Origin of the sequence: Pseudoalteromonas rubra, from assembly GCF_000967655.1 — a bacterium.
GTDB classification, from domain to species: Bacteria; Pseudomonadota; Gammaproteobacteria; order Enterobacterales; family Alteromonadaceae; genus Pseudoalteromonas; species Pseudoalteromonas rubra_A.
Window position 1 is genome coordinate 22,844 of sequence record NZ_JXYA01000027.1, and the last position, 24,453, is coordinate 47,296.

Consider the following 24,453-nt stretch of genomic DNA (forward strand, 5'->3'; position numbering starts at 1 on the left):
CTTTGCGATTTTAGATGAGCTGCCGGTAGCGCAGTCCATCTAAACCTTGTAATCCGCCACTGTGGATCGCAATAATCTGGCTTCCGCGTGGAAAATACCCTTGGGTAATTAATTGCCAGAGGGCAAACATCAGCTTACCGGTGTAAATGGGCTCTAAGGGCAAGGCATGCTCCTGGCGCATGCGTTGGCAAAATTGCCACAGCGGCGCGGAGAATTTGCCGTACCCGCCATCATGGTAGTCGTGTAAGAGCTGCCAGTTAGAGCGCGTTACTGCACGCGGGTTTAACCTCAGTACTTCATCGTGCAGATACTGCGCACCTTTCAATACCGCAACCCCAAGTAACTGACACTCGTCGTCCAGGCCGTCAATCATACCGGCCAGCGTACCGCCGCTGCCCACAGCGCAGCAGACATAATCACTCGATGGCAGGCTCTGCGCCAATTCTTTACATCCGCCAAGGGCATGCTGGTTGCTGCCGCCCTCGGGAATAATAAAAGTGTCAGGAAAGCGCGATTGTAACTGTCGCAGGTAATCCGTTTCATTGCGCTGTCGATATTCCAGGCGAGAGACTGGGTGCAATGTCATACCGCAGGCTTTAGCGAAGCGGATTGTCGGATTGTTTAAATCCAGCTGCGGGCCGCGGATAATGGCGTTTCCCTGAATGCCGAACTGTTTACAGGCCATCGCTGTGGCATAGAGGTGATTGGAAAAGGGCCCTGCGAATGTCAGTAAAGCCGATTTATGTTCCTGCTTCATTGCTCTAAGGTTATATTTAAGCTTGCGCCACTTGTTCCCCTGGATTGTCGGATGGAGCAGATCGTCGCGTTTAATGCGCAGTGAAACACCGGCAGCGTCGAGTTCCGGCGCATGGATCGTGTGTAACGGAGACTCAGGAAAATCAAGCTTGTCCATCTTAGGTTCAGTCTGTGTCGTTTAGTGTCTAATACCCGCTATTATTTCATGAAAATCTTGGTAGAACACTGGTAAGGAAGTGGCTAATAGTTGTAAACTCAGATATTAATTGTGCTAGGCTTGTGTTTTGCTTCTTAAGTACATAGCATTAAGCGCTAAATTATAAAAAATAACAAAGACCAAACAACTGCCGCTGTTGGGAATGGAATTTATGCAAATTGCTCCTTTATCTCTTTTTGTCTCTGCGACCCTTTTATCTTTAAGTGTGTCGGCGCAAGATACTGCAACTGTGACTGCCATTGAAACTGAGCGCACTGAAAAGCAAGCTGAATTAGATAACTATACTCAGGTACTCGATAAACATCTGAGTGAAGAAACGCGTTTACAGGCGCAGTTAGATCTGCTGCGGCAGCGATCTGCGGAGCTGGATAAAGAAAAGAACCAGGCGCTTGATGCGATGAACGATATCTATCGGCGCTTGATTGACGATCCCTCTTTGGATATCTCGGCGGCACAAAGCAGATATCAGCAGGCAGTTGCGGAGCATAAACAGAACAAAGAAGACATTGTAATGCAGTTGGCGGCGATTGCATCACACCGCAAAGACATTGAGCAAATCCGCGTTACCAAGCATACCTTAGTTAACACCATCGCCAGTTTAAATGATCAACTTAGCACCGCTCGGATCGAGCGTTTACGCAACGAGTTTAGTCGTGAAGGCACGCTGGAAGTGGATCACACCATTAACTGTAAGCGCACCGAAACCCTGGCAGCGTGCGAGCAGCGTGGTCAGCAACTGGGTTTGCAAAAGGCCACCAAACATTTTATCGACCAAATTTTTGCTAACCTGACAGAGCAGCGTGTGGTAGAGCCAAAGCGCCATCTTGCCGGAGCTCAGGTGCAGGTGGTTAGCAGTCATGTTGTAGGCAGCGCATTTAGCGGGCAGGGCAACTATAGTGTCAATCTGAGCGTGACAATGCGTGGCGATGTCAATAACAGCCGCCTGTGCAGCTTACTTAACCTGGATAATCGTTACTGTAGTGAATACGGCTCGCCACTGGCGGTGGGTTATCAGGCCAGCTACCCGACCACATTCAGTGATGAGCAGCTGACATTTTCAAATGAACTGTCAAAAAGTGCCCCTGTGGTTAGTGTGGCAAGAATGCCAGCGGCCCCGGATATCACGACTGAGGTGGTGCCTCAGCCGCCAAAAAATCGCGAAGTCGAACTGACACTGCGCTCTAACGTGTATGATGACGAAGTATTTATTAACGGTGTCAGTTATGGCTCGACCAAGTTGGTGGTAAACCTGCCAACGGGTATGCACGACATCGAAGTACGTAAACTGGGATATGAGCCGTACAAGGCCAATCTTAATTTGCGACGAGCTCGGACTTTAAATGCCCGGCTGGTAAAAAAGCCTGAGTCGATTGCTGCACCGACACCAAAAAGTGAGCAAATTCAGTCAACTCAGCAAGCTAACGTAACGCAGCCTGTAAAAGTGGTCACTCCTGATCGAGTGATCAATGAAACGGTGATCATTCCTGCTGGCAGCTTTAAGATGGGCGATTTGACGGGCAATGGCCTGGCCAACGAGCGACCTGTGGTAGAGAAAGTACTCAGCCACTCTTATGTGATGCAAAGCAAAGAAGTAACGGTGGCAGAGTTCCGTCGTTTTATCGATAGTTCTCAATATGTTACTGAAGCCGAGAAAGGCAAGGGCTGTGCCCATTATAAAAATGGCGAGCCGGTCTGGGAGATAGATTATAACTGGCGTTCACCAGGTTATGAGCAGGCTGATGACTTTCCTGTGGTGTGTGTCTCTTATGAAGATGCCAAAGCCTATGCGAACTGGCTGTCTGGCGATCAGGGAATGCAATATCGTCTGCCCAATGAAGTTGAGTGGGAATATGCCGCCCGTGGTGATACCACCTCGGAATATCCCTGGGGCAACGAAATCGGCCGTAACCAGGCCAACTGTGGCTGGTGTGGCAGTGAATGGTCAAACAAAAGCCCTGCGCCGGTGGGGCAGTTTGCGGCCAACGCCTACGGGTTATACGACACCGTTGGCAACGTCTGGGAGTGGACACAAAAACGCGCCTCACAGGATGATGTAACTGTGCGTGGCGGCGCCTGGAACTTTGCGCCAAGCCTTGCGCGTGTTTCTACACGTTTGGCCCTGGCGCCGGATTTTCGGGCCAATTACATCGGATTTAGATTAGTAAGAGAACGTTAAGGCTGTTTAAGCACGCCAATGAGGCGGCGTTACTCATGCCTGAGTCACTGTGTCACAGACACAGAGTGAAAAATTTCAACGCAGTGGCCTGAGCCGCTGCATGGTTTGCAAAAAGAATTCTTAAAGGTTACCCAGCCTCATGTTTAAAAAACTACGTGGACTATTTTCAAACGACCTGTCGATCGACTTAGGTACGGCCAATACTCTGATTTACGTGAAAGAAGAAGGGATCGTATTGAACGAGCCTTCTGTTGTGGCGATCCGTCAGGAGCGTGCGGGTGGACCAAAGAGCGTTGCTTCTGTGGGTACAGCTGCAAAGCAAATGCTGGGCCGGACACCAGGCAATATTAAGGCCATCAGACCGATGAAAGACGGCGTAATCGCCGATTTCTATGTGACCGAAAAAATGTTGCAGCACTTTATCAAACAGGTGCACAACAACAACTTTATGCGTCCAAGCCCTCGCGTTCTGATCTGCGTGCCGTGCGGTGCAACTCAAGTTGAAAAACGTGCCATCCGTGAGTCTGCGATGGGGGCAGGTGCCCGAGAAGTGTATCTGATTGAAGAGCCAATGGCGGCCGCGATTGGTGCTGGTTTACCTGTGTCTGAAGCAACCGGCTCTATGGTGGTAGACATAGGTGGCGGTACCACGGAAGTGGCTATCATCTCACTAAACGGTGTGGTGTATTCGTCTTCCGTGCGGATCGGTGGTGATAAATTTGATGAAGCCATCATCAACTATGTACGCCGTAACTTCGGCAGTCTGATAGGTGAAGCGACGGCTGAGCACATCAAGCACGAAATTGGCTCTGCGTTTAAGAGCGAAACGCCTATCGAGATTGAGGTCCGTGGTCGTAACCTGGCTGAAGGGGTACCGCGTTCCTTTACGCTAAACTCCCACGAAATTCTCGAAGCTTTGCAAGAACCATTGATGGGCATTGTGAGTGCGGTAATGGTGGCACTGGAACAGTCGCCGCCTGAGCTGGCATCCGATATCTCAGCGCATGGCATGGTACTGACGGGCGGTGGCGCACTGCTTAAAGACCTTGACCGCCTGTTAATGGAAGAAACCGGGATCCCAGTGGTGGTGGCGGAAGATCCATTGACCTGTGTGGCCCGTGGCGGTGGTAAAGCGCTGGAAATGATAGATATGCATGGTGGTGACGTATTTAGCTACGACTGATGAATCTGCTATTCGGACGTACTATTTCCCTGCAACTGCGACTTACTGTCGCAGTTGTGCTTAGCGTACTGCTGATCCTGGGCGACCGCTACACCTCTGGCGGTACCCTGGTACGAACCAGTCTCAATACTCTGGTGAGCCCACTGTTGTATGTGGCCAATGTGCCCTATGAAGTGTTTTCGCTGGGGGCAAAAAGCCTGGATACGCGCGACAGGCTGTTTCAGGAAAACGAAGCATTACGTAAAAAACAGCTGCTGCAAAGTGAACAGCTTCAGCAGTACCAATTCCTGCTGCGTGAAAACCAGCAATTGCGCGCTTTACTTGGCGCTTCTTCCAGGCAACAACGCGCCCGTCTGATCGCCGAAGTCTTGTCGGTGCGCTCCAGTCGCTATAGTCACCAAGTGGTGGTGAACCGCGGTGCCATTGACGGGGTGCTGGAAGGGCAGCCGGTGATTGATGAAATGGGCATTGTCGGACAACTGACTCAGGTCGGCAGTACCACGTCTCGGGTACTTTTAATGACCGACACCACACATGCCACACCAGTGCGCATTCTGCGTAATGATGTACGCACTGTAGTCGAAGGCACAGGTAAAATTAATCTGGTGCAGCTACAACATGTGCCTCATAGTCTGGATATTCGTCTTGGTGATATCCTGGTGACTTCTGGCCTGGGCGGCACCTTTCCCGAGGGCTACCCGGTTGCTGTGGTGACAGAAATAGATCGTGATGAAGGGCTGCCTTTCTCTAAAGTGTATGCCGAGCCTGTGGCCCAGCTGGATCGTATTCGTCTGCTGGTGATCTTGGGCAAAATGGCCAAAGAGGAGCCTGAGGCATGAACCGAAGTTACGCGCTGGTCGCCCTGAGCCTGTTTGTTGCGCTAATTATGGCACTGATGCCGTTGCCTTTTTCCATTGAACCATTTCGTCCTGACTGGGTCCTACTGGTATTAATGTACTGGTCTATTGCCTTGCCACATCGTGTCAATATTGGCTGGGCATGGTGCACCGGGCTGATTATGGATCTGGCAACGGGCTCACCGTTGGGCGTGAATTCACTGACTTATTCCATCTGTCTGTACATTACAACCAGTAATTTTCAGAAGATCAGAAACTTTTCAATCTGGCAGCAGGCAGTGCTGATAGGCTTGTTTTTAGCCTTGTATCACCTGCTACAGTTTTGGCTGAATCACTTCCTGCTAGACATTTATTTTAACCCCAGATATTTATGGCCAGCGCTGATCGGTATGCTGTGCTGGCCCTGGATTTTCTTGCTGTTACGTAAGTATCGCAGGCACTTTAGGATCCGTTAATGACAGCAACACTTTATCTGGCATCGGCATCACCACGCAGGCGTGAGCTGTTGACTCAGCTTGGTTACACGTTTACGCAATTTTCAGTGGATGCCGACGAAAGCCAACTTCCCGACGAAGCGCCACTGGCTTATGTAGAGCGCCTGGCACGGTTAAAAGCCACCAGTGGCGTGGCCATGGGTTATCAGGACGCCCCGGTACTGGGCAGCGATACGATAGTGGTGCTTGGCCAACAAGCCTTGGGTAAGCCCAAGGATAAAAACGACTTTATCGCCATGATGCAAGCTTTGTCAGGCACAACTCATCAGGTGATGACGGCGATTGCTGTTGCAGATAGTCAACGGGTACTGAGCCAGACAGTGATAACAGATGTTACATTTAAACCCTTGAGTGATCTCGAGATTGAGCAATACTGGCACAGTGGCGAACCGCAGGATAAAGCGGGCGGGTATGGTATTCAGGGGCTGGGGGGACGGTTTGTTACTCAGCTATCTGGTAGCTATTTTGCCGTTGTCGGCTTACCTTTATACGAGACGGATGAACTGATTAAAGCATTTATGGCGGGTGTAGATGAGTAGTGAGTTATTGATTAATGTGACCCCCAGCGAGAGCCGGGTTGCACTCATTGAAAACGGAGTTCTGCAAGAAGTACAGGTAGAGCGGGTAGGCAATCTGGGGATTGTTGGCAATATCTATCTGGGTAAAATCAGCCGAGTGTTGCCGGGTATGCAGGCTGCCTTTGTTGATATCGGCCTGGAAAAAGCGGCATTTTTGCATGCCTCGGACATAGTCAACAGCGCTTCTATTGAAGAAGGCGTTGATGATCAGCCCGTCAAGAAGGTGCAGGATATTCGGGAGCTGGTAAAACAGGGTCAGTTTATTATGGTGCAGGTGGTGAAAGATCCGATCGGCACCAAAGGAGCCCGCCTAACCACAGACATCACCATTCCGTCACGCTACCTGGTGTTTATGCCAGATGCCACCCATGTGGGTGTCAGCCAGCGCATCGAAACCGAAGAAGAACGCAGCCGCTTGAAGAAAATCGTTGCTCAGTACAACGATGAAAATGGCGGTTTTATTGTGCGTACTGCGGCAGAAGGTGCGGCAGAGGCAGAGTTGCAACACGATGCTGAGTTTTTGAAAAAGCTGTGGCAAAAAATCATTAAGCGCCGTCAGAAAACCAGCAAAGCCAGTATTCTCCATGAAGATTTAACCCTGGCATTTCGTACCCTCAGAGACTATGTCGGCGAGGATATGGAGCGGATCCGGGTTGACTCCAAACTGACTCATCAGCAACTGAAAGATTTTACCGAAGAGTTTGTGCCCCAGCTGTCACAAACGCTGGAGTATTATCCAGGCGAGCGGCCTATCTTTGACCTGTTTGACGTCGAAATTGAAATTCAAAAAGCGCTGCATCGTAAGGTGGAGCTGAAATCCGGTGGCTATCTGATCTTTGATCAGACCGAAGCCATGACCACAGTGGATGTTAACACCGGCGCTTTTGTTGGCCACCGCAACCTGGAAGAAACGATTTTCAATACCAATGTGGAGGCCACATCGGCTATCGCAAGGCAGCTCAGACTACGTAATCTCGGCGGGATCATCATCATCGACTTTATCGATATGATCTCGGATGAGCACAAGCGCCGGGTATTACATTCGCTCGAGACGGCACTGGCGAAAGATCGCGCCAAGGCCAATATCAATGGTTTGTCGGCGCTTGGCCTGGTTGAAATGACCCGTAAGCGGACCCGTGAGAGTCTCGAACATATTTTGTGTGATGTTTGCCCAGCCTGCTCTGGCCGTGGCTCACTGAAAACGGTTGAAACCGTGTGCTACGAGATTTTGCGCGAGATTGTGCGGGTTAATCGTGCTTATGACGCGGATAAATTCATGGTTTATGCGTCACCGGCGGTCAGCGAAGCACTGGTGAACGACGAGTACCATAACCTGGCAGAGTTAGAGCTGTTTATTGGTAAACAGGTCAGTATTCAGACTGAGAGCCTGTACAGCCAGGAGCAGTTTGATGTTGTCATGATGTAGTGACGTCATGCAGGTTAAGGCGGTTTGTTTTTTTTGTGTACGGAAAATGTGGCAGGTCTTTGCTGTCACATTGGTGCTGCTTGCCGTACTGGTATCGCTGGTCAAATATAGCCTGCCCTACGCCAATGAGTATAAACAAGACATAGAAGCGCTGGTTTTTCAGCAGCTCGGGGTTGAGTTAAATATTGGTAGTATCAGCGCCAGTTGGCAGGGTAATGGCCCTGCACTGGTGTTACGTGACGTCAGTTTTGAAGACAACATACGTTCACCCATCTCTTTGCATATTGCACAAACCAGCCTGCAACTAAACCTGGTCGAATCAGTCCGACAATGGCGGCTGGTATCTAACTACTTTGTCTTGGATGGCTTCAATGCCACTGTAGATATCCAGGCCATGGCGCAAAGCATGGAAGGGGGCAGCGGCGAATTTGAGCAGCAAGCGCTCATCGAAGAGTTGTTCCTGGGTGATACCGGGCATTTTGCGGTGCAAAACAGCCAGCTCACTTTACAGACGTCAGACGATAAAGCGCACACCTTGCTGGTGCCAGATCTGATCTGGCAAAACAGTGAAGATGTACACCATGGAGAGGGCCAGATCTCCTTCCCGGGGCTGGCGAAAGGCCAATTGAAGGCACGTTTTCGTTTTCATGGTCAGCAGCTTAATGCCATGGCTGGCGATATCTTCATAGATGCGCAGCAGGTTGAGGTGATGAGCTGGCTACAGGCGTATCTTGATCCTCAATATCAGGATATCAGTGCCAATGTGAATGCGCAGCTCTGGGCTCGGCTGGAACAAGGTAAACTGCACGACGTGCTGCTCGACTGGCGGCCCAGCAGTATTCACTGGCAGCAGGCACAAACCAGCAAACAGCTGGCTGTGCAAAGTGGCACTTTGCATTTGCAGAGTGCACACAGTGGCTGGTCACTGAGCAGCTCAGAGTGGCAGCTATTAGACAATGGACAACCTCTTGCACCACTGAGTATTCAGGGGCAATTTACCGATACTGAGCGCACCTTATGGATACAGGGTCTGGATCTTGCCTATGTGACTCAATTACTCTCGCTCACCCACTTCGACTGGGCAGAACAAGTGAAGGCTTTATCTCCTGGTGGCCAGGTCACGGCAGCCAGACTGTCTATGGACAGCGACATGCCGATTTCTCTTTGGCTCGCCTTACAGAACCTTGGTTGGCGCCAGCTGGGTGGCATTCCGGGGTTTTCCGGACTGGATGCTGAGCTCATGCTGACACCAGAGCGTGGCGTACTAAGCCTCAGCGCACAGGAACAAGTATTTGAAGTAGAAGAACAATTTATTGCCCCCATCAGTGTCAACGAACTCAACGGCGATATTCATTTTTATCAGGATGAAGCACAGCAATGGCATGTGTTGTCAGACAATTTGTGGCTCAGCAATGCAGATTTAAGCGTTGCGCTGGAAATGCACTTACGCTTGTTCGAAGAGCCAGAACTGGATTTATATGCCGATGTCTTTGGTGGCAATGCCAGTATCGCAGGACGTTACTTCCCGCTACAACTGATGAATGAAAACCTGGTAAATTACCTTAATAACGGGATCCAGGGCGGGCGGCTGCGCCATACTCAGGTGCTGTTGTCCGGACCGCTGGGACAATTCCCTTACCGGGCACAGTCGGGTCGCTTTGAAGTGCTCGCCCGGATAGATCAGGCTCAGTTTGCTTTCGCGCCGGACTGGGCCGCTTTACAAAATGGCGATGTGACATTGCACTTTGCCGATGAGCGCATGGATATCACAGCCAATGGTGGGCAGCTCCTTAATCAGACCTTAAACCACGGTGTTGTTGTCAGCCTTGCGGACCTTGAACAAAGTGACCTGTTGACCGTCAATATCGCACACACCACCGAAGCCAGTACTTTGGCGCCTTTCTTTAGCGCCACCCCGATTGCCGATCCCTTGGCGGATATTCTGCAGGTGGCGCAAGTACAGGGGAATGTCACAGGCAATGTAGACTTGTTAATCGATTTGGCGTCGCTGGATGTCAACGTGATGGGCGCGGTTGAGTTCAATAACAATGCTCTGTATCTGGCGCAGCCGGGAATGGCACTCGATAAGCTCAGTGGCACGCTCAAATTTATCGATGACAACATTGAGCTGGATAATACCCGGGCGCTGTGGCGTGGCATGCCTTTGCTGTTTAGTTTATCTGGGCAGGGAGACAGCGCGCGATATCAGCTTGAGATAGATACACGTCTCAGTGCAGCCAGTGACAAACTCATGCCACTGACCCAGGGCCTGATGGATGGCTTTATCGAGGGCAAAGCCCTGCTGGAGGGGCATTTAACGCTCGACTTTACGGCGCAAGGATTCAGTTATGATGCGAACTTTACATCGGACTTGCTTGGCGCCCGCATTGACCTGCCTGCGCCAGTTGGCAAGCTGGCAGGTGAGCGCTTGCCATTAACGGCCCAGGTACGTGGTGACGACATTTCCAACTTGATCAGTGTGACGCTCGGTGAGCAGCTTTATTTTGATGGTATTCTCGATAACAGCAGCGGGCTGATTGACCGTGCTCAACTGATTTTTGCTGAGCAAAACCGGGCATTAAGCCAGCCAGGATTTAACGTTGCTATCATTCAACCACACCTATCCCTGGAGCCCTGGCTGCCGTTTATTAATCGCATTATCGAACAGCTTGAGCAACCGTCAGAGCAGCCCGGCATCTTACCTGCTTTTGGTGAACTGAGCGCTCAGGTAGCCCAATTCAATGCGCTTGATATGGGTTTCAATGATTTTGAACTCAGCCTGCGCCCAAATACTGACGGGCTGTTAGCGCGCTTGAACGGCAAAGAGTTAAGAGCCCAGGTACAGTTTCCGGATAGCAAAGCGGGGCAACCTATCCAGATCCAGGCTGATTACCTGAGGCTTAATTTAATTGAGCCGGCTGGCGGTGACGCCGTGGCCGAAGACATGGTAACGGATACAACGGCAGCCGAGCCAGAAGCCTCTGAGCAATGGCTGACAGCTGTCCCCGCCATTGAATTTAACTGTGATGATTGTCGTATTGCCCAGTATCAGCTAGACCGGGTTAACCTGGCTTTGCAGGGCACTGGTGAAGCCCTGCAAGTTTCTCGGTTGCGAGTGGATAAAGGCGATCATGTGCTGCAGGGGAATGGGAGCTGGCAAAATGGTCGCTCGCAGTTTAACGGCACACTAGAGAGCAGTGACTTTGGCCAGCTTATGGAAGAGTTTGATATTACCTCCAGCGTTCAGGATTCCAATGCGGATATTGAGTTTGCGCTGAGCTGGGCTAAAGCGCCCTACAATTTTGATGTGGCCAGCCTGGATGGCTCGGTGAAATGGCAACTTGGGGAAGGGCACCTGGCGGAGATCAGCGATCAGGGGGCTCGGGTCTTTTCCCTGCTGAGTCTCGACTCCCTGGTACGTAAACTAAAGCTGGATTTTCGTGATGTGTTTGCCAAAGGCTTTTTCTATAACCGAATTGATGGCACCTTTGAACTTAACAAAGGGGTTGTATATACCCAGGACACGCAGTTGGATGGCGTACCTGCCGATTTATCGATTACAGGGTATGCGGATCTTAATACTAAGGCCATTGATTACGAACTGTCGGTGGCGCCTCAGGTCACGTCGAGCCTACCGGTGATTGTTGGCTGGATGGTGAACCCGGTGACCGGGCTGGCCGCTTTGGCGCTGGATAAGGTGATCCACTCCGCGCGCGTCATTTCAGAAATTAAATTCAAAGTAACCGGTACCATGGATGAGCCGGTGGTGACCGAGCTGGATCGTAAGAGTCGTGAAGTGGAGTTACCCAAACCGCCGCAAGCACAACCTGCTGAATCTGTGCAGCCAGCAGACCCACAGAGCAACGAACAAGCTCAACCGCAATCGGGCGTAGCATTGCCAGATTCAGAGAATCAAGGGCAAGATACAGCGGCGCCTCAAACCGACAAGCAGCCTGAGCCTGAACAAGCAGAGGGTCCACTTGACCCGGCTTCCGAGTCAAAATCAGAGGAAAAGCCATGAAAAACGGCCATATCTACGCGGTGCAAATGTGTTCAGGAACACAGCCTGAGGAAAACTTTGCCCAGTTAAGCGCGTTACTCCGTGCACAGACGTTTACGCGGCCTGCTCTGGTCTGCCTACCCGAGTCATGGCTGGCCTTTTGCGAAACCCCGCAGCAGACGCTGGCATATGCTGAACACAGCCAGCACTGGGTAGCACAGCTTCAACAGCTGTGTCGGGAGCTTGATATTTGGCTGGCAGCGGGCACCATCGCCATTAAAGCGGGTGAAAGCCGCTATTATGCTGCCAGTCTGTTGTTTAACAATGAAGGGGTTGAAGTTGCACGCTATAATAAGATCCATCTGTTTGATGCGGATGTGGCAGATAATGCCGGGCAATACCGGGAATCGACCCTGACCTGCGCCGGTGAGGATGTGGTCACCGTGGCCAGCCCCTTTGGTCGCCTTGGCATGAGTGTGTGTTATGACATACGTTTTCCCGGACTTTATCAGGCGATGCGAGAGCAGGGCGCTGAGGTATTGCTGGTACCAAGTGCCTTCACGACTGTGACCGGAAAAGCACACTGGCAGCCCTTGTTGCAGGCGCGGGCGATAGAAACACAGTGTTACGTGGTGGCAGCCGCGCAGCAGGGGCACCACGAGAATGGTCGGCAAACGTATGGCCACAGTCTGATAGTGTCTCCGTGGGGCGCTTGTTTGGCACAAGCGCCAGAGGGGGTTGACGTGATCCATGCGCAACCAGATCTGACTGAGCTGCACGCCATCCGGCAGAAAATGCCTGTAGCGGCACATAACCGATTTAAGAGCGATTTTTATGAGTAATTTTGGTAGCGAGCACGTTGAACAACATTTACTGACCGACAGTGAGTTAACCCGGGAGCAGTTACAGCAGACGCTGTCGTATATCCATCAGCACAAGGTGGATTATGCCGATCTGTATTTTCAGTCCAGCTATCATGAAACCTGGGTGCTTGAAGATGGCTCTGTCAAAGAAGGCAGTTATAACATTGAACGCGGTGTTGGAGTGCGTGCTGTTAGTGGCGAGAAAACCGGTTTTAGTTACTCAGATGCCATAAATATAGAAGCGCTGAACCAGGCTGCGATGGCGGCCAGAAGCATTGCACAGCAAGGTGAAGACAAGCAAGTACAGGTGTTCAGTGACGTTAAAGCCGCCACGCAATTTGAGGCAACCCAGCCATTATTGAGTATGAGCGACACCGAAAAAGTAGCATTGCTGCGGGAAGTGGAAGCGGCTATTCGTGAGCTGGCGCCGGAAGCGGAGCAGGTTGTCAGTTCGATGTCTGCGGTATACGAGGAAGTATTGGTTGCTGCCAGCGATGGCACTTTTGCAACCGATATCCGCCCTCTAGTGCGCTTAAACTGCTCCGTGTTACTGGCGAAAAACGGTCGCCGCGAGCGAGGCAGTGCCGGTGGTGGTGCGCGACTGGATTACCACTATTTCCGTGAGTTGGTCGATGGTAAGCCACGCTGGCAGCATTATGTCAGCAAAGCCGTTCATCAGGCCAGAGTGAACCTTGAAGCTGTGGACGCCCCGGCGGGCACTATGCCTGTTGTGCTAGGCGCAGGTTGGCCAGGGGTGTTACTGCACGAAGCCGTGGGTCACGGTTTGGAAGGCGATTTTAACCGTAAGGGCGCGTCGGCATTTAGCGGGCGGGTGGGTGAGCAAGTTGCCTCCAGCCTGTGTACTGTGGTGGACGATGGCACTATGAGCAACCGCCGTGGCTCGCTGAATATTGACGATGAAGGGACACCAGCAGGCTATAACGTGCTGATAGAAAACGGCGTGTTAAAAGGCTATATGCAGGATAAGCTCAATGCCCGATTGATGGGCGTTGCGCCGACCGGTAATGCCAGACGGGAATCCTACGCACACCTGCCGATGCCGAGAATGACCAACACTTACATGCTGCCGGGTGAGCATAGTCAAAGTGAGATTATTGCGTCGGTCAAAAAAGGGATCTTTGCGCCTAACTTTGGTGGTGGTCAGGTGGATATTACGTCGGGTAAATTCGTATTCTCTGCCTCTGAGGCCTATCTCATTGAGGATGGTAAAGTGACGCAGCCCATCAAAGGCGCGACGCTGATTGGCAATGGCCCGGATGTGATGCAGAAAATCTCTATGGTTGGTAAAGATCTGGAGCTGGATACCGGCGTTGGAGTCTGTGGCAAAAATGGCCAGAGTGTGCCTGTTGGGGTCGGTCAGCCAAGCCTGAAAATAGATGAACTTACTGTGGGCGGGACCGCCTAGGCGGGACTGCTTAACCAAGTCACCCGCAGTATTGCACAACCAGCGTGCCATACTGCGGTATAGCTTACCTTTATGACTATGGCAGGATCAGCTCCTTCAGTAACTGAAACAGCTCTTTGTAGCCTTTTCCTGGCTTCTCTGCCTGATGCTCTTTCTTGGCCTGGCGCACCAGTTGTCTGAGCTTCTGACGCTCCAGTGTCGGGTGTGCCTCAAGTAATTCATTGATCTTCTCATCACCCTTGGCGATGAGTTCATCCCTTAGTTTTTCAACCTGATTGAGCAGCACTTCCGCCTGGTTATTTCTGTTTAGTAACAGATCCAGGCCTTGTTGCAACTCTTCCACATTACTTGTGGTACGCAATTGTTTGGCGACAAAGTTCAGGTGACGGCGATACGCATCATGCTTACCGCGTAGCTTGTCTGCCAGATCCATGGCGGCAACCAGCTCAGGGCTGAGAGGCAGCTTTTCTCTTTGTTTTTTGCCCAATTGCGCGATATCAACGCCCAGTTGGTGATATTGCTGTGCATCGCGTTTTAATTCGCTTTTGGAGACGTAGATGATCTCTTCTTCTGGCTCTTGAGTCGGTTTTTTAGCCATGCTTAGTGCACTTACTTCAGTTATTCGTGTACAGATTATACCAGAAGTCAGAAAAAGCAGTCACGTTTACATTAAGACATTAGGCTGGTAGCGGTTGCCCGGCAGAATCTTTGCCTGAGTCACAGCGCATCTGCGTAGGCTGTGTTAGGATTATAGCAGTACTATGATTTGTGGAATAAAAACATGAGCCAGCAACAAGATCCCATCTGGACGCAGATTGATGAAGTAAAACAGGCAGTGTCTGACGTTCTGGACTATGCAAAACAACTGGGGGCAACATCAGCGGAAGCGTCGATGAGTCGTACCTCAGGTTTGTCTGTCAGCACCCGTATGGGGGAAGTTGAAACGATTGAATTTAATCAGGATGGTGGATTGGGTCTGAGCGTCTATGTAGGCCAACACAAGGGCTCTGCGTCGACGGCAGACTTGGGTCCACAGGCATTACGTTCTGTGGTGGAAAAGGCGGTTGAAATTGCCAAGTTTACATCGGACGACCCCTGTAATGGCGTGGCTGACGCAGATTTAATGCCAACCGACGTGCCGGATTTAGATCTGTTTCATCCCTGGACACTGACCCCGGAAGAAAGTGTAAAGCGCTGTTTAGAGGCGGAGCAGGCGGCATTAAATTTTGACCCACGCATCGTTAACTCGGATGGTGCCAGTGTGGCCAGTCATCAGGGCTTGCGTGTTTATGGTAACAGCCATGGCTTTCTTGCCGGATTTCCGCGCACCCGACACACTTTGAGTACTATGGTCATAGGCGAAGAAAATGGGGTGATGCAGCGCGATAATGCCTACTCAATTACGCGTGTGCATACACAGCTGAGAGATGCCGCCTCAGTGGGGATTGAGGCCGCCCAGTCGACGCTTGCCAAGCTCAACAGCCGTAAATTGGATACCATGCGGGTGCCGGTGGTATTCCGGGCCGATATTGCCAATAGCCTGTTCGGTCATCTGGTGTCTGCAATTGGCGGTGGTGCCTTGTATCGCAAGTCGAGCTTTTTGCTCGATAGCCTGGGCACTGACGTATTCGACACTTGTGTGTCTATTAAGGAGCAACCGCACCTGCGCCAGGCGCTGGCATCAAGCCCGTTTGATGCGGAAGGTGTGCGCACGGTTGAGCGCGATATTATCAAAGACGGCATGTTGGAAACTTATTTGTTACCAAGCTATGCAGCGAGACGTCTTGGTATGCGCAGCACAGGACATGCCGGTGGGATCCATAACTGGCTGGTACAGGCCACAGATCCGGATCTGGCGGCGCTGCTACGTACTATGGACCGGGGCTTACTGGTGACTGAGCTGATGGGACAGGGTGTCAATACGGTCACCGGTGACTATTCTCGTGGTGCCGCTGGCTTCTGGGTTGAAAATGGCGAGATCCAATATCCGGTCAGTGAGATCACCATTGCCGGTAACCTCAAAGATATGTTCAAGTCAATCAAAGCCATCGGCGGAGATATTGAAACCCGTGGTGCCGTGCAAACAGGCTCGGTACTGATCGAAAGCATGCAAATTGCCGGTCAGTGATGGATTGTACTGAGTGTCTGGCTGCTTAAACAAGCAGCCAGGTTGCGGTGCCCAGGAAGGCAAAAATACCGACAATGTCGGTGACTGTGGTCAGGACAACACTGCCTGCCAGTGCCGGATCTATGTTCATTTTTTTCAGCATCAGCGGAATACTGGCTCCGGCAATACCCGCAGCGACCAGGTTCATAAACATTGCAAAGGCAATCACGCCACCCAGTACAAAATCCCACTGCCATAAAGCAATCACCCCGGCGATCAGCAAGGACCATAACAGGCCGTTGAGTGCGCCTATGGCGAGCTCTTTGCCCAGCAAGAAGCGCTGGTTGGTGGCGTTAACATGACCCAGGGCAATACCACGGATCACCAGTGTCAGGGTCTGACTGCCCGCTACCCCACCCATACTGGGCACTATGCCATTTAATACTGCCAGAATGGGTAGAATATCTAGAGTACCTTCGAAAAAGCTGGCAACAAACGCGGCCATCAGGGCTGTGAGCAGATTGATCCCCAGCCAGATTGAGCGACGTCGGCTACTTTTCCACACCGGCGCAAAGGTATCTTCCTCATCATCAAGACCGGCCATACTCATCAGGCTATGTTCGGCATCTTCACGAATAACATCAACGATGTCATCGATGGTGATACGGCCCAGTAAGTGCGCGTTATCGTCGACTACCGGGGCTGAGATCCAGTTGTGGCGCTCAAACAGCTGAGCAACATCGCTTTCATCCATTGAAATGGGGATGGTTTCACGCTCTTCATTCATCAGCTCCTTAACCAGCTTGTCTGGCTGACTGGTCAGCAGCACGCTGATGGGCAGTGCTCCTAAAAAACAATTGTCCTTATCCACCACATAGAGGTCATCGGTGCCATCCGGCAGCTCACCTTTAAGGCGTAAATAGCGCAATACCACATCCAGTGACACATCCGGGCGAATGGTCACTGTGTCTGTGTTCATCAGCGCGCCGGCGGAGTGCTCGACATAAGACAGTGCCTGTGTGGCCCGGGCTCGGTCTTGAGAGTCCATAGCGCCAATAACGTCCTGATAGACGGGGTCTGGGAGGCTCCTGAGGACCTCACCGAGGTCATCGTCGTCCATGTCCTCGGTTGCTGCCGCAATGAGCTCAGGCTCCATTTTGGCAATGATGCTGAGCCTGACGTCTTCCGACAGCTCTTCGAGCACGTCACCCTGTATGTCCGGATCAACCAGTTGCCACAACTGGGTTCTGACTTTATGTGGGGAGGACTCAAGCAGCAATGCCGTATCGCACGGCGGAATTTCGGCTAATGTGCGCCTGACTTGAACAAACTGACCACTGTTGAGGGCATTAGTAACTTGCTGTAAAAGCTCCAGTGTGTAGTCTTGTTCAAAAACTTCAGGCATAGGCGTCCCAGATTGGATAGTCGACAGTTAAGCTTGTCATGAGTGTATTGCGCACTGATTATAGGCGTATGATAATTATAGCTGTTTTAATATCAATTGGTATAACTAAAAAAGGGGAGATAGCAGCGAGAAAGTGGCAGTCTGACGCTGCCAGAACAGGGGTAAGTCGCGTGGTCGCTACTCGGATTCGTTGAATTTATCGGCTATCAGGCTGCCGATGGCATGCAAAGCACGTTTGGCATCTGGCCCCTCGCAGACGACCTTCACTTCTTTACCCTGACTGCTTTCAAGCAGTAGTAACGCCAGCACGCTGTCTCCCTCGGCCTCTTTGCTGCCCTGGAATAAGGTGATATTGGCGTCAAACTGGGCTGACAGCTCGGCCAGCACGCTGGCAGCACGGGCGTGCAGCCCCAGTTTATTTTGGATCAGAAAAGTATCTTCAAAGCGTTGTGTCATTTTTCTTGTTCGCGGTGATGGATTTTCACATTGCTATGAGTACGGGCAAAACGCTCACCCAAAGTCTGGGCAAGATAGACGGAGCGGTGTTGCCCGCCGGTACAGCCTATAGAGATAGTCAGATAGCTGCGATTATTGCGCTCCAGGTGTGGCAACCAGGTTTGCACAAACGTTTGGATCTGCCAGGTAAATTTTTGCACCAGGCTGTGGCTGGCCAAGTAATCAATGACGGGCTTATCTAAACCTGTCAAAGGCTTAAGCTCAGGCTCCCAGTGTGGGTTAGGTAAAAAACGGGCGTCGAAGACGTAGTCCGCTTCTTTCGGAATACCATGTTTGAAGCCAAAAGATTCAAAGGTAATGATTAACTGTTTGTCTTTTTTACCGAGAATTTTTTCCCGGATCCGCTCCGCCAGCTGGTGGATGCTCATATCTGTGGTATCTATGGTGATATTGGCACGGCGGATAAGCGGATCAAGCAGCTCTTTTTCTTTCTTGATCGCTTTGTCCAGCGACAAATCGGCCAGCGACAGTGGATGCAGACGACGCGTTTCGGAAAAACGACGGATCAGAATTTGGTCTTCACTATCCAGGTAGAAAATATTGGGCTCGGCAAATCCAGGCAGGTATTCCAGAATATCGTCAAGCTCTTGCTGATCTTTTGGCAGGTTACGTACGTCAACGCTCACAGCAATTTTATCATAACTGTCTGATACGCTGCGTACTAATGCTGGTAGCAGGTTAACTGGGATATTATCTGCGCAGTAATAGCCCAGGTCTTCCAGTACGCGAAGGGCGACTGATTTACCCGAGCCGGAACGACCACTGACAATAATTAGCTGCACTGAAACTCTCCGCTAGTTGTCAAACTCTTCAATTATCGCAAATAACTCCTGATCATTGTGAGCTTGTCTGATTCGTTTACAAAACACCTTGTTTTTAAGTTTATCAGCGATTGTTGCCAAGGTCTGCAAATGTTGTTGATTTTCTCCCTCGGGTACGATGAGTGCCACAAAAATGTCGACGGGTTGATTGTCGATGGCGTCAAAGGCTATGCCTTGCTGGTTAACCAGCAGCATGGCGACCACTTTATCTATGCCGGGCAGGCGGCCATGTGGCAGCGCGATCCCTTTACCTATGCCGGTACTACCGAGTTTTTCACGGCTCAGTAAAGCATCCAGGATATCGTGGGCATTACTGTCAGGAAGCTGGCTGTGAGCCAGTTCACTGATGTACTCTAAAATGCGTTTTTTGCTATTAAAAAGGACCGCAGCTTTGCTGCAGTCCTGTGAAATCAATGAGCTTAGTTTCATGATTAGTGTCGAGTTAGCTTCTCTTTATGCTTGATCACCTGGCGATCAAGCTTGTCGATAAGTCCGTCTATTGCGGCATACATATCCCGGTGTTCGGTTGAGGCAAAGATCTCTCCCCCGTTCACATGTAATGTGGCTTCTGCTTTTTGGATCAGCTTTTCGACATCTAGGATAACATGCACATTATTGATGTGATCAAAGTGCCTTTCTAGCTTCGCAAACTTGTTTGTTACATAGTCTCTTAACGAATCGGTGATTTCTACATGTCGACCAGTTAAATTTAGTTGCATAAGCATTTTCCTTCTGTAGTTACGTCTAAATCAGGCTTTTACGCTGATTCGACGGTGGGATAGCCAAAGACTCTCGGTATTTGGCAATTGTACGTCTAGCCACTTTGATCCCTTGATCTGCCAATACATCCGCTATTTTGCTGTCACTTAATGGCTTAGCTGTGTTTTCAGCGGCAATTAGCTTTTTGATCAATGCTCTGATTGCAGTCGAAGAGCATTCTCCTCCGTTTTCAGTGCTGACATGGCTTGAGAAGAAATACTTCAACTCATAGATACCGCGTGGCGTGTGCATATACTTTTGCGTAGTGACACGTGAAATCGTGGACTCATGCATGTCGACCATTTCGGCCACATCATTGAGTACCATCGGCTTCATTGCCTCGGGGCCATGTTCAAAGAATGCCTGTTGTTGCTGCACAATGCAATTAGTAACTTTTAATAAAGTTTCGTTACGACTTTCCAGGCTCTTGATGAACCATTTTGCCTCTTGCAGGTGCGAGCGAATAAACTGGCTATCGGTGCTCGACTTGACAGAGCGAGACATAGCGGCGTAGTGATCGTTCACTCTGATTTTTGGCATGGAATCCGGGTTGAGCTCAACAACCCAGCGTCCTTTCACCTTTTTCACCGACACATCCGGGATCACATAGTCCGCTTCTTCTTGCACTATGCTGGCAGCAGGTTTCGGATTAAGGCTGTGGATCAGGGTCATTACTTCTTTCAGATCCGCTTCTTTGAGCTTGGTCTTTTTCATCAAAGTGCGGTAATCGCGGCTAGCCAGCAAATCAATGTGTTCAGTCAGGATTTCTTTGGTTTGAGTGAGCCAGGGGGTGTTGCGATCAAACTGGTTGAGCTGGATACACAAGCATTCCTGCAAGCTTCGCGCAGCAATACCAACGGGATCGAATAATTGCACCCGCTTCAGTACGGCTTCAACTTCGTCCAGTTCTATGTGTTCGTCGTCATTGTCCTGATTCATGCTCTCGACAATGTCTTCACAGCTGATTGTCAGCAGGCCAGCATCATCAACGGCTTCCACTATCGCCAAAGCGATGGCTCTGTCAGTTGGGCTGAAAGGCGTGAGCTCTAGTTGCCACATCATATATTCTTGCAGCGTCTCAGTGGTTTTGCCCTGATAGATGGTTTCATCTTCTGGCATCGGGCCAGAGCTGCTTGCCGGGGCTGCACTGATGTACTCGTCCCAGGTGACGTCCATTGCCAGATCGTCACTGACTGTGTCTTTGTTTAATGCAGCATCGCTGTCTTGTTCGTAGTCACTGACAGCCGAGTCCTCAAAGCTGTCATTATCATTGGTCGTGTGTTGTTCTAACTCAGTATCCGATTTGGACTGAGTTTCATTGTCATGTGATTCAGACTCACCTTCTTCCACTTCCAACAAAGGGTTGCTATCAAGCGCTTCTTGGATTTCTTGTTGGAGATCTAGCGTACTCAACTGTAACAGGCGAATGGCCTGTTGCAGCTGTGGTGTCATTGTCAGTTGCTGCCCCATGCGCAGCTGTAGCGATTGCCTCATGTATCTCTAACAATCCTTTTTGTTATTTACTTCTAATCTTATAACTATAGCCTGAATTGCTCACCTAGGTAGACATCCCGCACGGTTTGATCGGCCAGAACATGCTCCGGGGTGCCTGCTGCTATCAGTTCACCATGTGACACTATATAAGCTTTCTCACAGACGTCCAGCGTTTCACGTACATTGTGGTCGGTGATCAGCACGCCTATGCCGCGGTTTTTTAAGTGTTCAATAATTTTCTTTATATCTAACACCGAAATGGGATCAACGCCAGCGAAAGGCTCATCCAATAAGATAAATTTTGGATCTGCCGCAAGGGCGCGTGCAATTTCTACCCGGCGACGTTCACCACCCGACAAAGCCATGCCCTGGCTATCCCGAATATGTTGGATATTAAATTCATCTAACAACTCGTTGAGGATGACTTCTCGCTGCTCTTTATTGAGCTCCTTACGGGTTTCCAAGATGGCCATCAGGTTCTGATAGACGGTCAGTTTGCGAAAAATAGAGGATTCTTGAGGCAGGTAACCAATGCCTAACCTTGCCCGACTGTGCATAGGCAGCAAGGTAATGTCTTGATCATCAATGTGAATGCTACCCTTATCACTGGGCACCAGGCCGACAATCATGTAAAAGGTGGTGGTTTTACCCGCGCCATTAGGGCCGAGCAGACCAACAATACTGCCTGCCTCAACGCTCAATTCAACGTTCTTAACGACTTGCCTGCCCTTGTAGCTTTTGGCCAGTGCCGTGGCGGTTAACTTACTCACGGATTACCCTTCTCTTGTGGTTGCTTGGAATTGTCTTTTTCGGGTAAAAGAATGGTTCTAACACGGTTTTGTTCCTGTTCACCGCGCTGTGCGCTGATCAGCTTCTTTTCCATGTCGTATACAATGGTTTGGGCGCTGATCTTTTGTCCCGCCTGGCTGATTTCGGCACCGCCTTTAATCGTCAACATGCGGTTTGCAACGTCATAACGCACTTCTTTGGCAGTGGCTTTCAGTAGCGTGCCATCGGCCTGACGCTCCTGAAACACAGCTGGGCTGCCTGTGGCGACCAGCAGCTGTTTATTTTTCCCAAGCTCTTCGCGGCGATGCACTTCGAGGCGGTCGGCCAGAATCTTACGCTCGCCGTGAATGATTTCGACGTTTTCTTCGAACACGCCGATATTGGTTTGCAACTGGGCCAGCTGGGTGCCCGAACTGATAATGACCTGATCAGCGGGTGAGTTTTCTGCGTAAGCCGCAGGATGAAACGCACTTAATGTGCACAGTAAGATCAGGGAACAGGTTAATTTATTGCTCATAATAAATTGTTTCAGTATGGTTGATGAGTTCAATGATTTCAGTGTTGAGATCGGCCACCAGGCCTTTACCTGAAATCGTTAAGTTGGGCCCGGTAATTTCCACCGGATGTTCAGAGCGCATATGTTTTTCGTTTATATCGACCTGCACATGGTCGGCATTGATGTGCTTAATCATGGCATCAGCTGTCAGATTGGTGGCCTGTACCTGACCTTCCAGGATCAACGTATTATTGCCATACAGAGTGGCCTCATTGGCCTTGAGCTGCCAGTTTTGCTGATCGTTATGCAGCGTAAAGATGGGCGCGGTAAAATGGCTGAAACCAAGCTCCTGATACAGCTCCATTCTGTCAGCGGTAATTTGATAGCTGAGCTGGCCATTTTCTGCATAATTGGTTTGTTTCAGGTCGATGGCAACGTAATCGGGTTTAGCCAGCACCTCTTCGGAGCGTTGGGTAACCTGACCTGATTGCGATAAATAGGGGTACCACAGCCACAGCATAGTGAGGCTGAATACAATCAGTAGCAAGACACGAAGTACGGTCATACGCTGCTGCCTTCATAACCCAGCGATTTGCCCTGACACAGTAGCAGTAAATCAGTGAGTTCACGCACCGCACCATAGCCACCCGGCAACAGGGTTCTGTAGTCGGCAGCACGGATCACCATCGGGTGTGCGTCTTGCACAGCAACAGACAGGCCCACTTTGAGCATGACTGGCAGGTCTGGTGCATCATCACCAATATAGGCAATTTCGTGATCGTCCAGTTGCAATGTGTCTTTCAACTCAGCGTAACCTTGCAACTTATCTTCCATCCCCTGATAGATATGTTTGACGTTGAGGCTAGTCATGCGCTGCTGAACAATCTGTGAATGACGGCCTGTGATCACGGCAACGTCAACGCCGCCATTGATCAGCGCTTTGATGCCAAAGCCGTCTTTGGTATTAAATGCCTTTAGCTCTTCCCCTTGGTTACCCAGATAGATACGGCCATCAGAAAACACCCCATCGATGTCGCAGATCAGCAGTTTAATCGCCTGTGCTTTACGGACAATGGCGTCGTCTATGGGCTGGTAAAGATCGGAAAACAGCATTTATAAAACTCCTGCTCGCAGTAAATCCTGCATATTTAACGCGCCGATTGGGCAACCTTGTGCATCAATCACAATCAGGCCATTGATGCGTTTTTTCTCCATGATATGCAATGCTTCTGCGGCCAGCATATCTTGTGTCACTGTGGTGCAGCGCTTTGTCATAACAGACTCAATCGGGGTGCTATGTAAGTCAAGTCGTTGTTCAATAATACGGCGTAAATCCCCATCTGTGAACAAGCCCTTGAGTTGCCCCTGGGCATCGACAATCGTGGTCATACCTAAGCCTTTGCCTGACATCTCAAACAGTGCGTCGGTAATGGTGCAGCCTTGTGTAACGACAGGAACGGCTTCTCCTGAATGCATCACGTCCGCCAGGGTTAGCAGCAGGCGTTTACCTAAGCTGCCACCGGGGTGTGACAGGGCAAAATCGTCCGCCGTAAAACCTCTGGCTTCGAGTAAAGCGACGGCCAGCGCGTCACCCATGACCAGCGTCGCTGTGGTGCTCGCTGTGGGCGCAAGGCCTAAAGGACAGGCTTCTTTGGACACTTTGATACACAGGTGGATATCCGCCAGCTTTGCCATATTCGACTCGGGATTACCCGTCATACTGATGATTTGTGCGCCAATGCGTTTAATCACCGGCACGATAGCCAATACTTCGTGGGTTTCACCTGAGTTTGAGATAAGCAGAACCACGTCATCGGCGGTGATCATGCCCAAATCGCCATGGCTTGCTTCACCCGGGTGGACAAAAAACGCCGGTGTGCCGGTACTGGCCAGTGTGGCTGCTATTTTGTTGCCAATGTGGCCGGATTTGCCCATTCCGATAACTATGATACGACCCCGGCATTGCAGCATAAGTTCACAGGCCGCGGTAAATTTTGTATCCACATACTGAGCAATTTCGGCAATGGCTTGTTGTTCGATTTCTAATACCTGCCTGGCAGAGCCGATAAAGTTGTGCGTGCTCATGCTGA

At 50.6% G+C, this 24,453-nt stretch carries 23 protein-coding genes; 10 read left to right on the forward strand and 13 right to left on the reverse strand.

Features of this window, described 5'->3' with window-relative positions:
* Positions 1-10 precede the first annotated feature (10 nt).
* The gene (locus tag TW77_RS12415; protein ID WP_052713166.1) at positions 11-913 is read right to left on the reverse strand and encodes a 1-aminocyclopropane-1-carboxylate deaminase/D-cysteine desulfhydrase; all 903 of its coding nucleotides are present in this window, start codon (positions 911-913) and stop codon (positions 11-13) included.
* Between the two features lie 211 nt (positions 914-1,124).
* On the opposite strand from TW77_RS12415, the gene TW77_RS12420 reads away from it, so the two are divergent.
* The 9 genes from TW77_RS12420 (at position 1,125) to tldD (ending at position 13,976) form a co-directional block, all read left to right on the forward strand.
* A complete protein-coding gene (locus tag TW77_RS12420; RefSeq protein WP_046005303.1) occupies positions 1,125-3,149 on the forward strand; it encodes an SUMF1/EgtB/PvdO family nonheme iron enzyme in 2,025 nt (674 codons plus the stop codon).
* 139 nt (positions 3,150-3,288) lie between these two features.
* Positions 3,289-4,332, forward strand: coding sequence for a rod shape-determining protein (locus tag TW77_RS12425; RefSeq protein WP_046005304.1), 1,044 nt, complete (start codon positions 3,289-3,291; stop codon positions 4,330-4,332).
* The gene (gene mreC, locus TW77_RS12430) at positions 4,332-5,171 is read left to right on the forward strand and encodes a rod shape-determining protein MreC (protein ID WP_046005305.1); all 840 of its coding nucleotides are present in this window, start codon (positions 4,332-4,334) and stop codon (positions 5,169-5,171) included. Before TW77_RS12425 ends, mreC begins: the two co-directional genes overlap by 1 nt.
* Complete coding sequence (gene mreD, locus TW77_RS12435; RefSeq protein WP_046005306.1) at positions 5,168-5,644, forward strand: rod shape-determining protein MreD; 477 nt, start codon at positions 5,168-5,170, stop codon at positions 5,642-5,644. Before mreC ends, mreD begins: the two co-directional genes overlap by 4 nt.
* Positions 5,644-6,222, forward strand: a complete 579-nt coding sequence (locus TW77_RS12440) for a Maf family protein (protein ID WP_046005307.1) — start codon at positions 5,644-5,646, stop codon at positions 6,220-6,222. Before mreD ends, TW77_RS12440 begins: the two co-directional genes overlap by 1 nt.
* Positions 6,215-7,687, forward strand: coding sequence for a ribonuclease G (gene rng, locus TW77_RS12445; RefSeq protein ID WP_046005308.1), 1,473 nt, complete (start codon positions 6,215-6,217; stop codon positions 7,685-7,687). Before TW77_RS12440 ends, rng begins: the two co-directional genes overlap by 8 nt.
* Positions 7,688-7,733: 46 nt before the next feature.
* Complete coding sequence (locus TW77_RS12450) at positions 7,734-11,708, forward strand: YhdP family protein (RefSeq protein WP_052713167.1); 3,975 nt, start codon at positions 7,734-7,736, stop codon at positions 11,706-11,708.
* On the forward strand, positions 11,705-12,529 hold the full coding sequence (locus tag TW77_RS12455; protein WP_046005309.1) for a carbon-nitrogen hydrolase family protein: 825 nt from the start codon (positions 11,705-11,707) through the stop codon (positions 12,527-12,529). The genes TW77_RS12450 and TW77_RS12455 overlap by 4 nt, the downstream gene beginning before the upstream one ends.
* Complete coding sequence (gene tldD, locus TW77_RS12460) at positions 12,522-13,976, forward strand: metalloprotease TldD (RefSeq protein ID WP_046005310.1); 1,455 nt, start codon at positions 12,522-12,524, stop codon at positions 13,974-13,976. The genes TW77_RS12455 and tldD overlap by 8 nt, the downstream gene beginning before the upstream one ends.
* Positions 13,977-14,052: 76 nt before the next feature.
* Here tldD and yjgA read toward each other — a convergent pair whose 3' ends face one another.
* Positions 14,053-14,574, reverse strand: a complete 522-nt coding sequence (yjgA, locus tag TW77_RS12465; protein WP_046005311.1) for a ribosome biogenesis factor YjgA — start codon at positions 14,572-14,574, stop codon at positions 14,053-14,055.
* Between the two features lie 183 nt (positions 14,575-14,757).
* Between yjgA and pmbA the strand changes: the two genes are divergently transcribed.
* Positions 14,758-16,104 carry a metalloprotease PmbA gene (gene pmbA / locus TW77_RS12470; protein WP_046005312.1) on the forward strand — a complete coding sequence of 449 codons (1,347 nt, stop codon included), beginning with the start codon at positions 14,758-14,760 and terminating at the stop codon, positions 16,102-16,104.
* A 25-nt stretch (positions 16,105-16,129) separates the two neighbouring features.
* Here the strand turns inward: pmbA and mgtE are convergent, their stop codons facing one another.
* The 11 genes from mgtE to TW77_RS12525 form a co-directional block, all read right to left on the reverse strand.
* Positions 16,130-17,488, reverse strand: coding sequence for a magnesium transporter (mgtE, locus tag TW77_RS12475; protein ID WP_046005313.1), 1,359 nt, complete (start codon positions 17,486-17,488; stop codon positions 16,130-16,132).
* A gap of 177 nt (positions 17,489-17,665) precedes the next feature.
* Positions 17,666-17,944 (reverse strand): HPr family phosphocarrier protein, encoded by a 279-nt coding sequence (locus TW77_RS12480; protein WP_046005314.1) that lies wholly within the window; start codon positions 17,942-17,944, stop codon positions 17,666-17,668.
* A complete protein-coding gene (rapZ, locus tag TW77_RS12485; protein ID WP_046005315.1) occupies positions 17,941-18,786 on the reverse strand; it encodes an RNase adapter RapZ in 846 nt (281 codons plus the stop codon). Before rapZ ends, TW77_RS12480 begins: the two co-directional genes overlap by 4 nt.
* Before the next feature lie 12 nt (positions 18,787-18,798).
* Positions 18,799-19,254 carry a PTS sugar transporter subunit IIA gene (locus TW77_RS12490; protein WP_046005316.1) on the reverse strand — a complete coding sequence of 152 codons (456 nt, stop codon included), beginning with the start codon at positions 19,252-19,254 and terminating at the stop codon, positions 18,799-18,801.
* Positions 19,255-19,256: 2 nt separating this feature from the next.
* Positions 19,257-19,544, reverse strand: a complete 288-nt coding sequence (gene hpf, locus TW77_RS12495; RefSeq protein WP_010386630.1) for a ribosome hibernation promoting factor — start codon at positions 19,542-19,544, stop codon at positions 19,257-19,259.
* A gap of 25 nt (positions 19,545-19,569) precedes the next feature.
* Positions 19,570-21,078: an RNA polymerase factor sigma-54 gene (locus TW77_RS12500; RefSeq protein ID WP_046005317.1), complete on the reverse strand. Its 1,509-nt coding sequence runs from the start codon at positions 21,076-21,078 to the stop codon at positions 19,570-19,572.
* Between the two features lie 44 nt (positions 21,079-21,122).
* Positions 21,123-21,848 (reverse strand): LPS export ABC transporter ATP-binding protein, encoded by a 726-nt coding sequence (gene lptB, locus TW77_RS12505; protein ID WP_046005318.1) that lies wholly within the window; start codon positions 21,846-21,848, stop codon positions 21,123-21,125.
* Complete coding sequence (gene lptA, locus TW77_RS12510; RefSeq protein WP_046005319.1) at positions 21,845-22,384, reverse strand: lipopolysaccharide transport periplasmic protein LptA; 540 nt, start codon at positions 22,382-22,384, stop codon at positions 21,845-21,847. The genes lptB and lptA overlap by 4 nt, the downstream gene beginning before the upstream one ends.
* A complete protein-coding gene (lptC, locus tag TW77_RS12515) occupies positions 22,374-22,928 on the reverse strand; it encodes an LPS export ABC transporter periplasmic protein LptC (protein WP_046005320.1) in 555 nt (184 codons plus the stop codon). The genes lptA and lptC overlap by 11 nt, the downstream gene beginning before the upstream one ends.
* A complete protein-coding gene (kdsC, locus tag TW77_RS12520; RefSeq protein WP_046005321.1) occupies positions 22,925-23,476 on the reverse strand; it encodes a 3-deoxy-manno-octulosonate-8-phosphatase KdsC in 552 nt (183 codons plus the stop codon). The genes lptC and kdsC overlap by 4 nt, the downstream gene beginning before the upstream one ends.
* Positions 23,477-24,448, reverse strand: a complete 972-nt coding sequence (locus tag TW77_RS12525) for a KpsF/GutQ family sugar-phosphate isomerase (RefSeq protein WP_046005322.1) — start codon at positions 24,446-24,448, stop codon at positions 23,477-23,479. It lies immediately after the preceding gene.
* Positions 24,449-24,453: the final 5 nt, after the last annotated feature.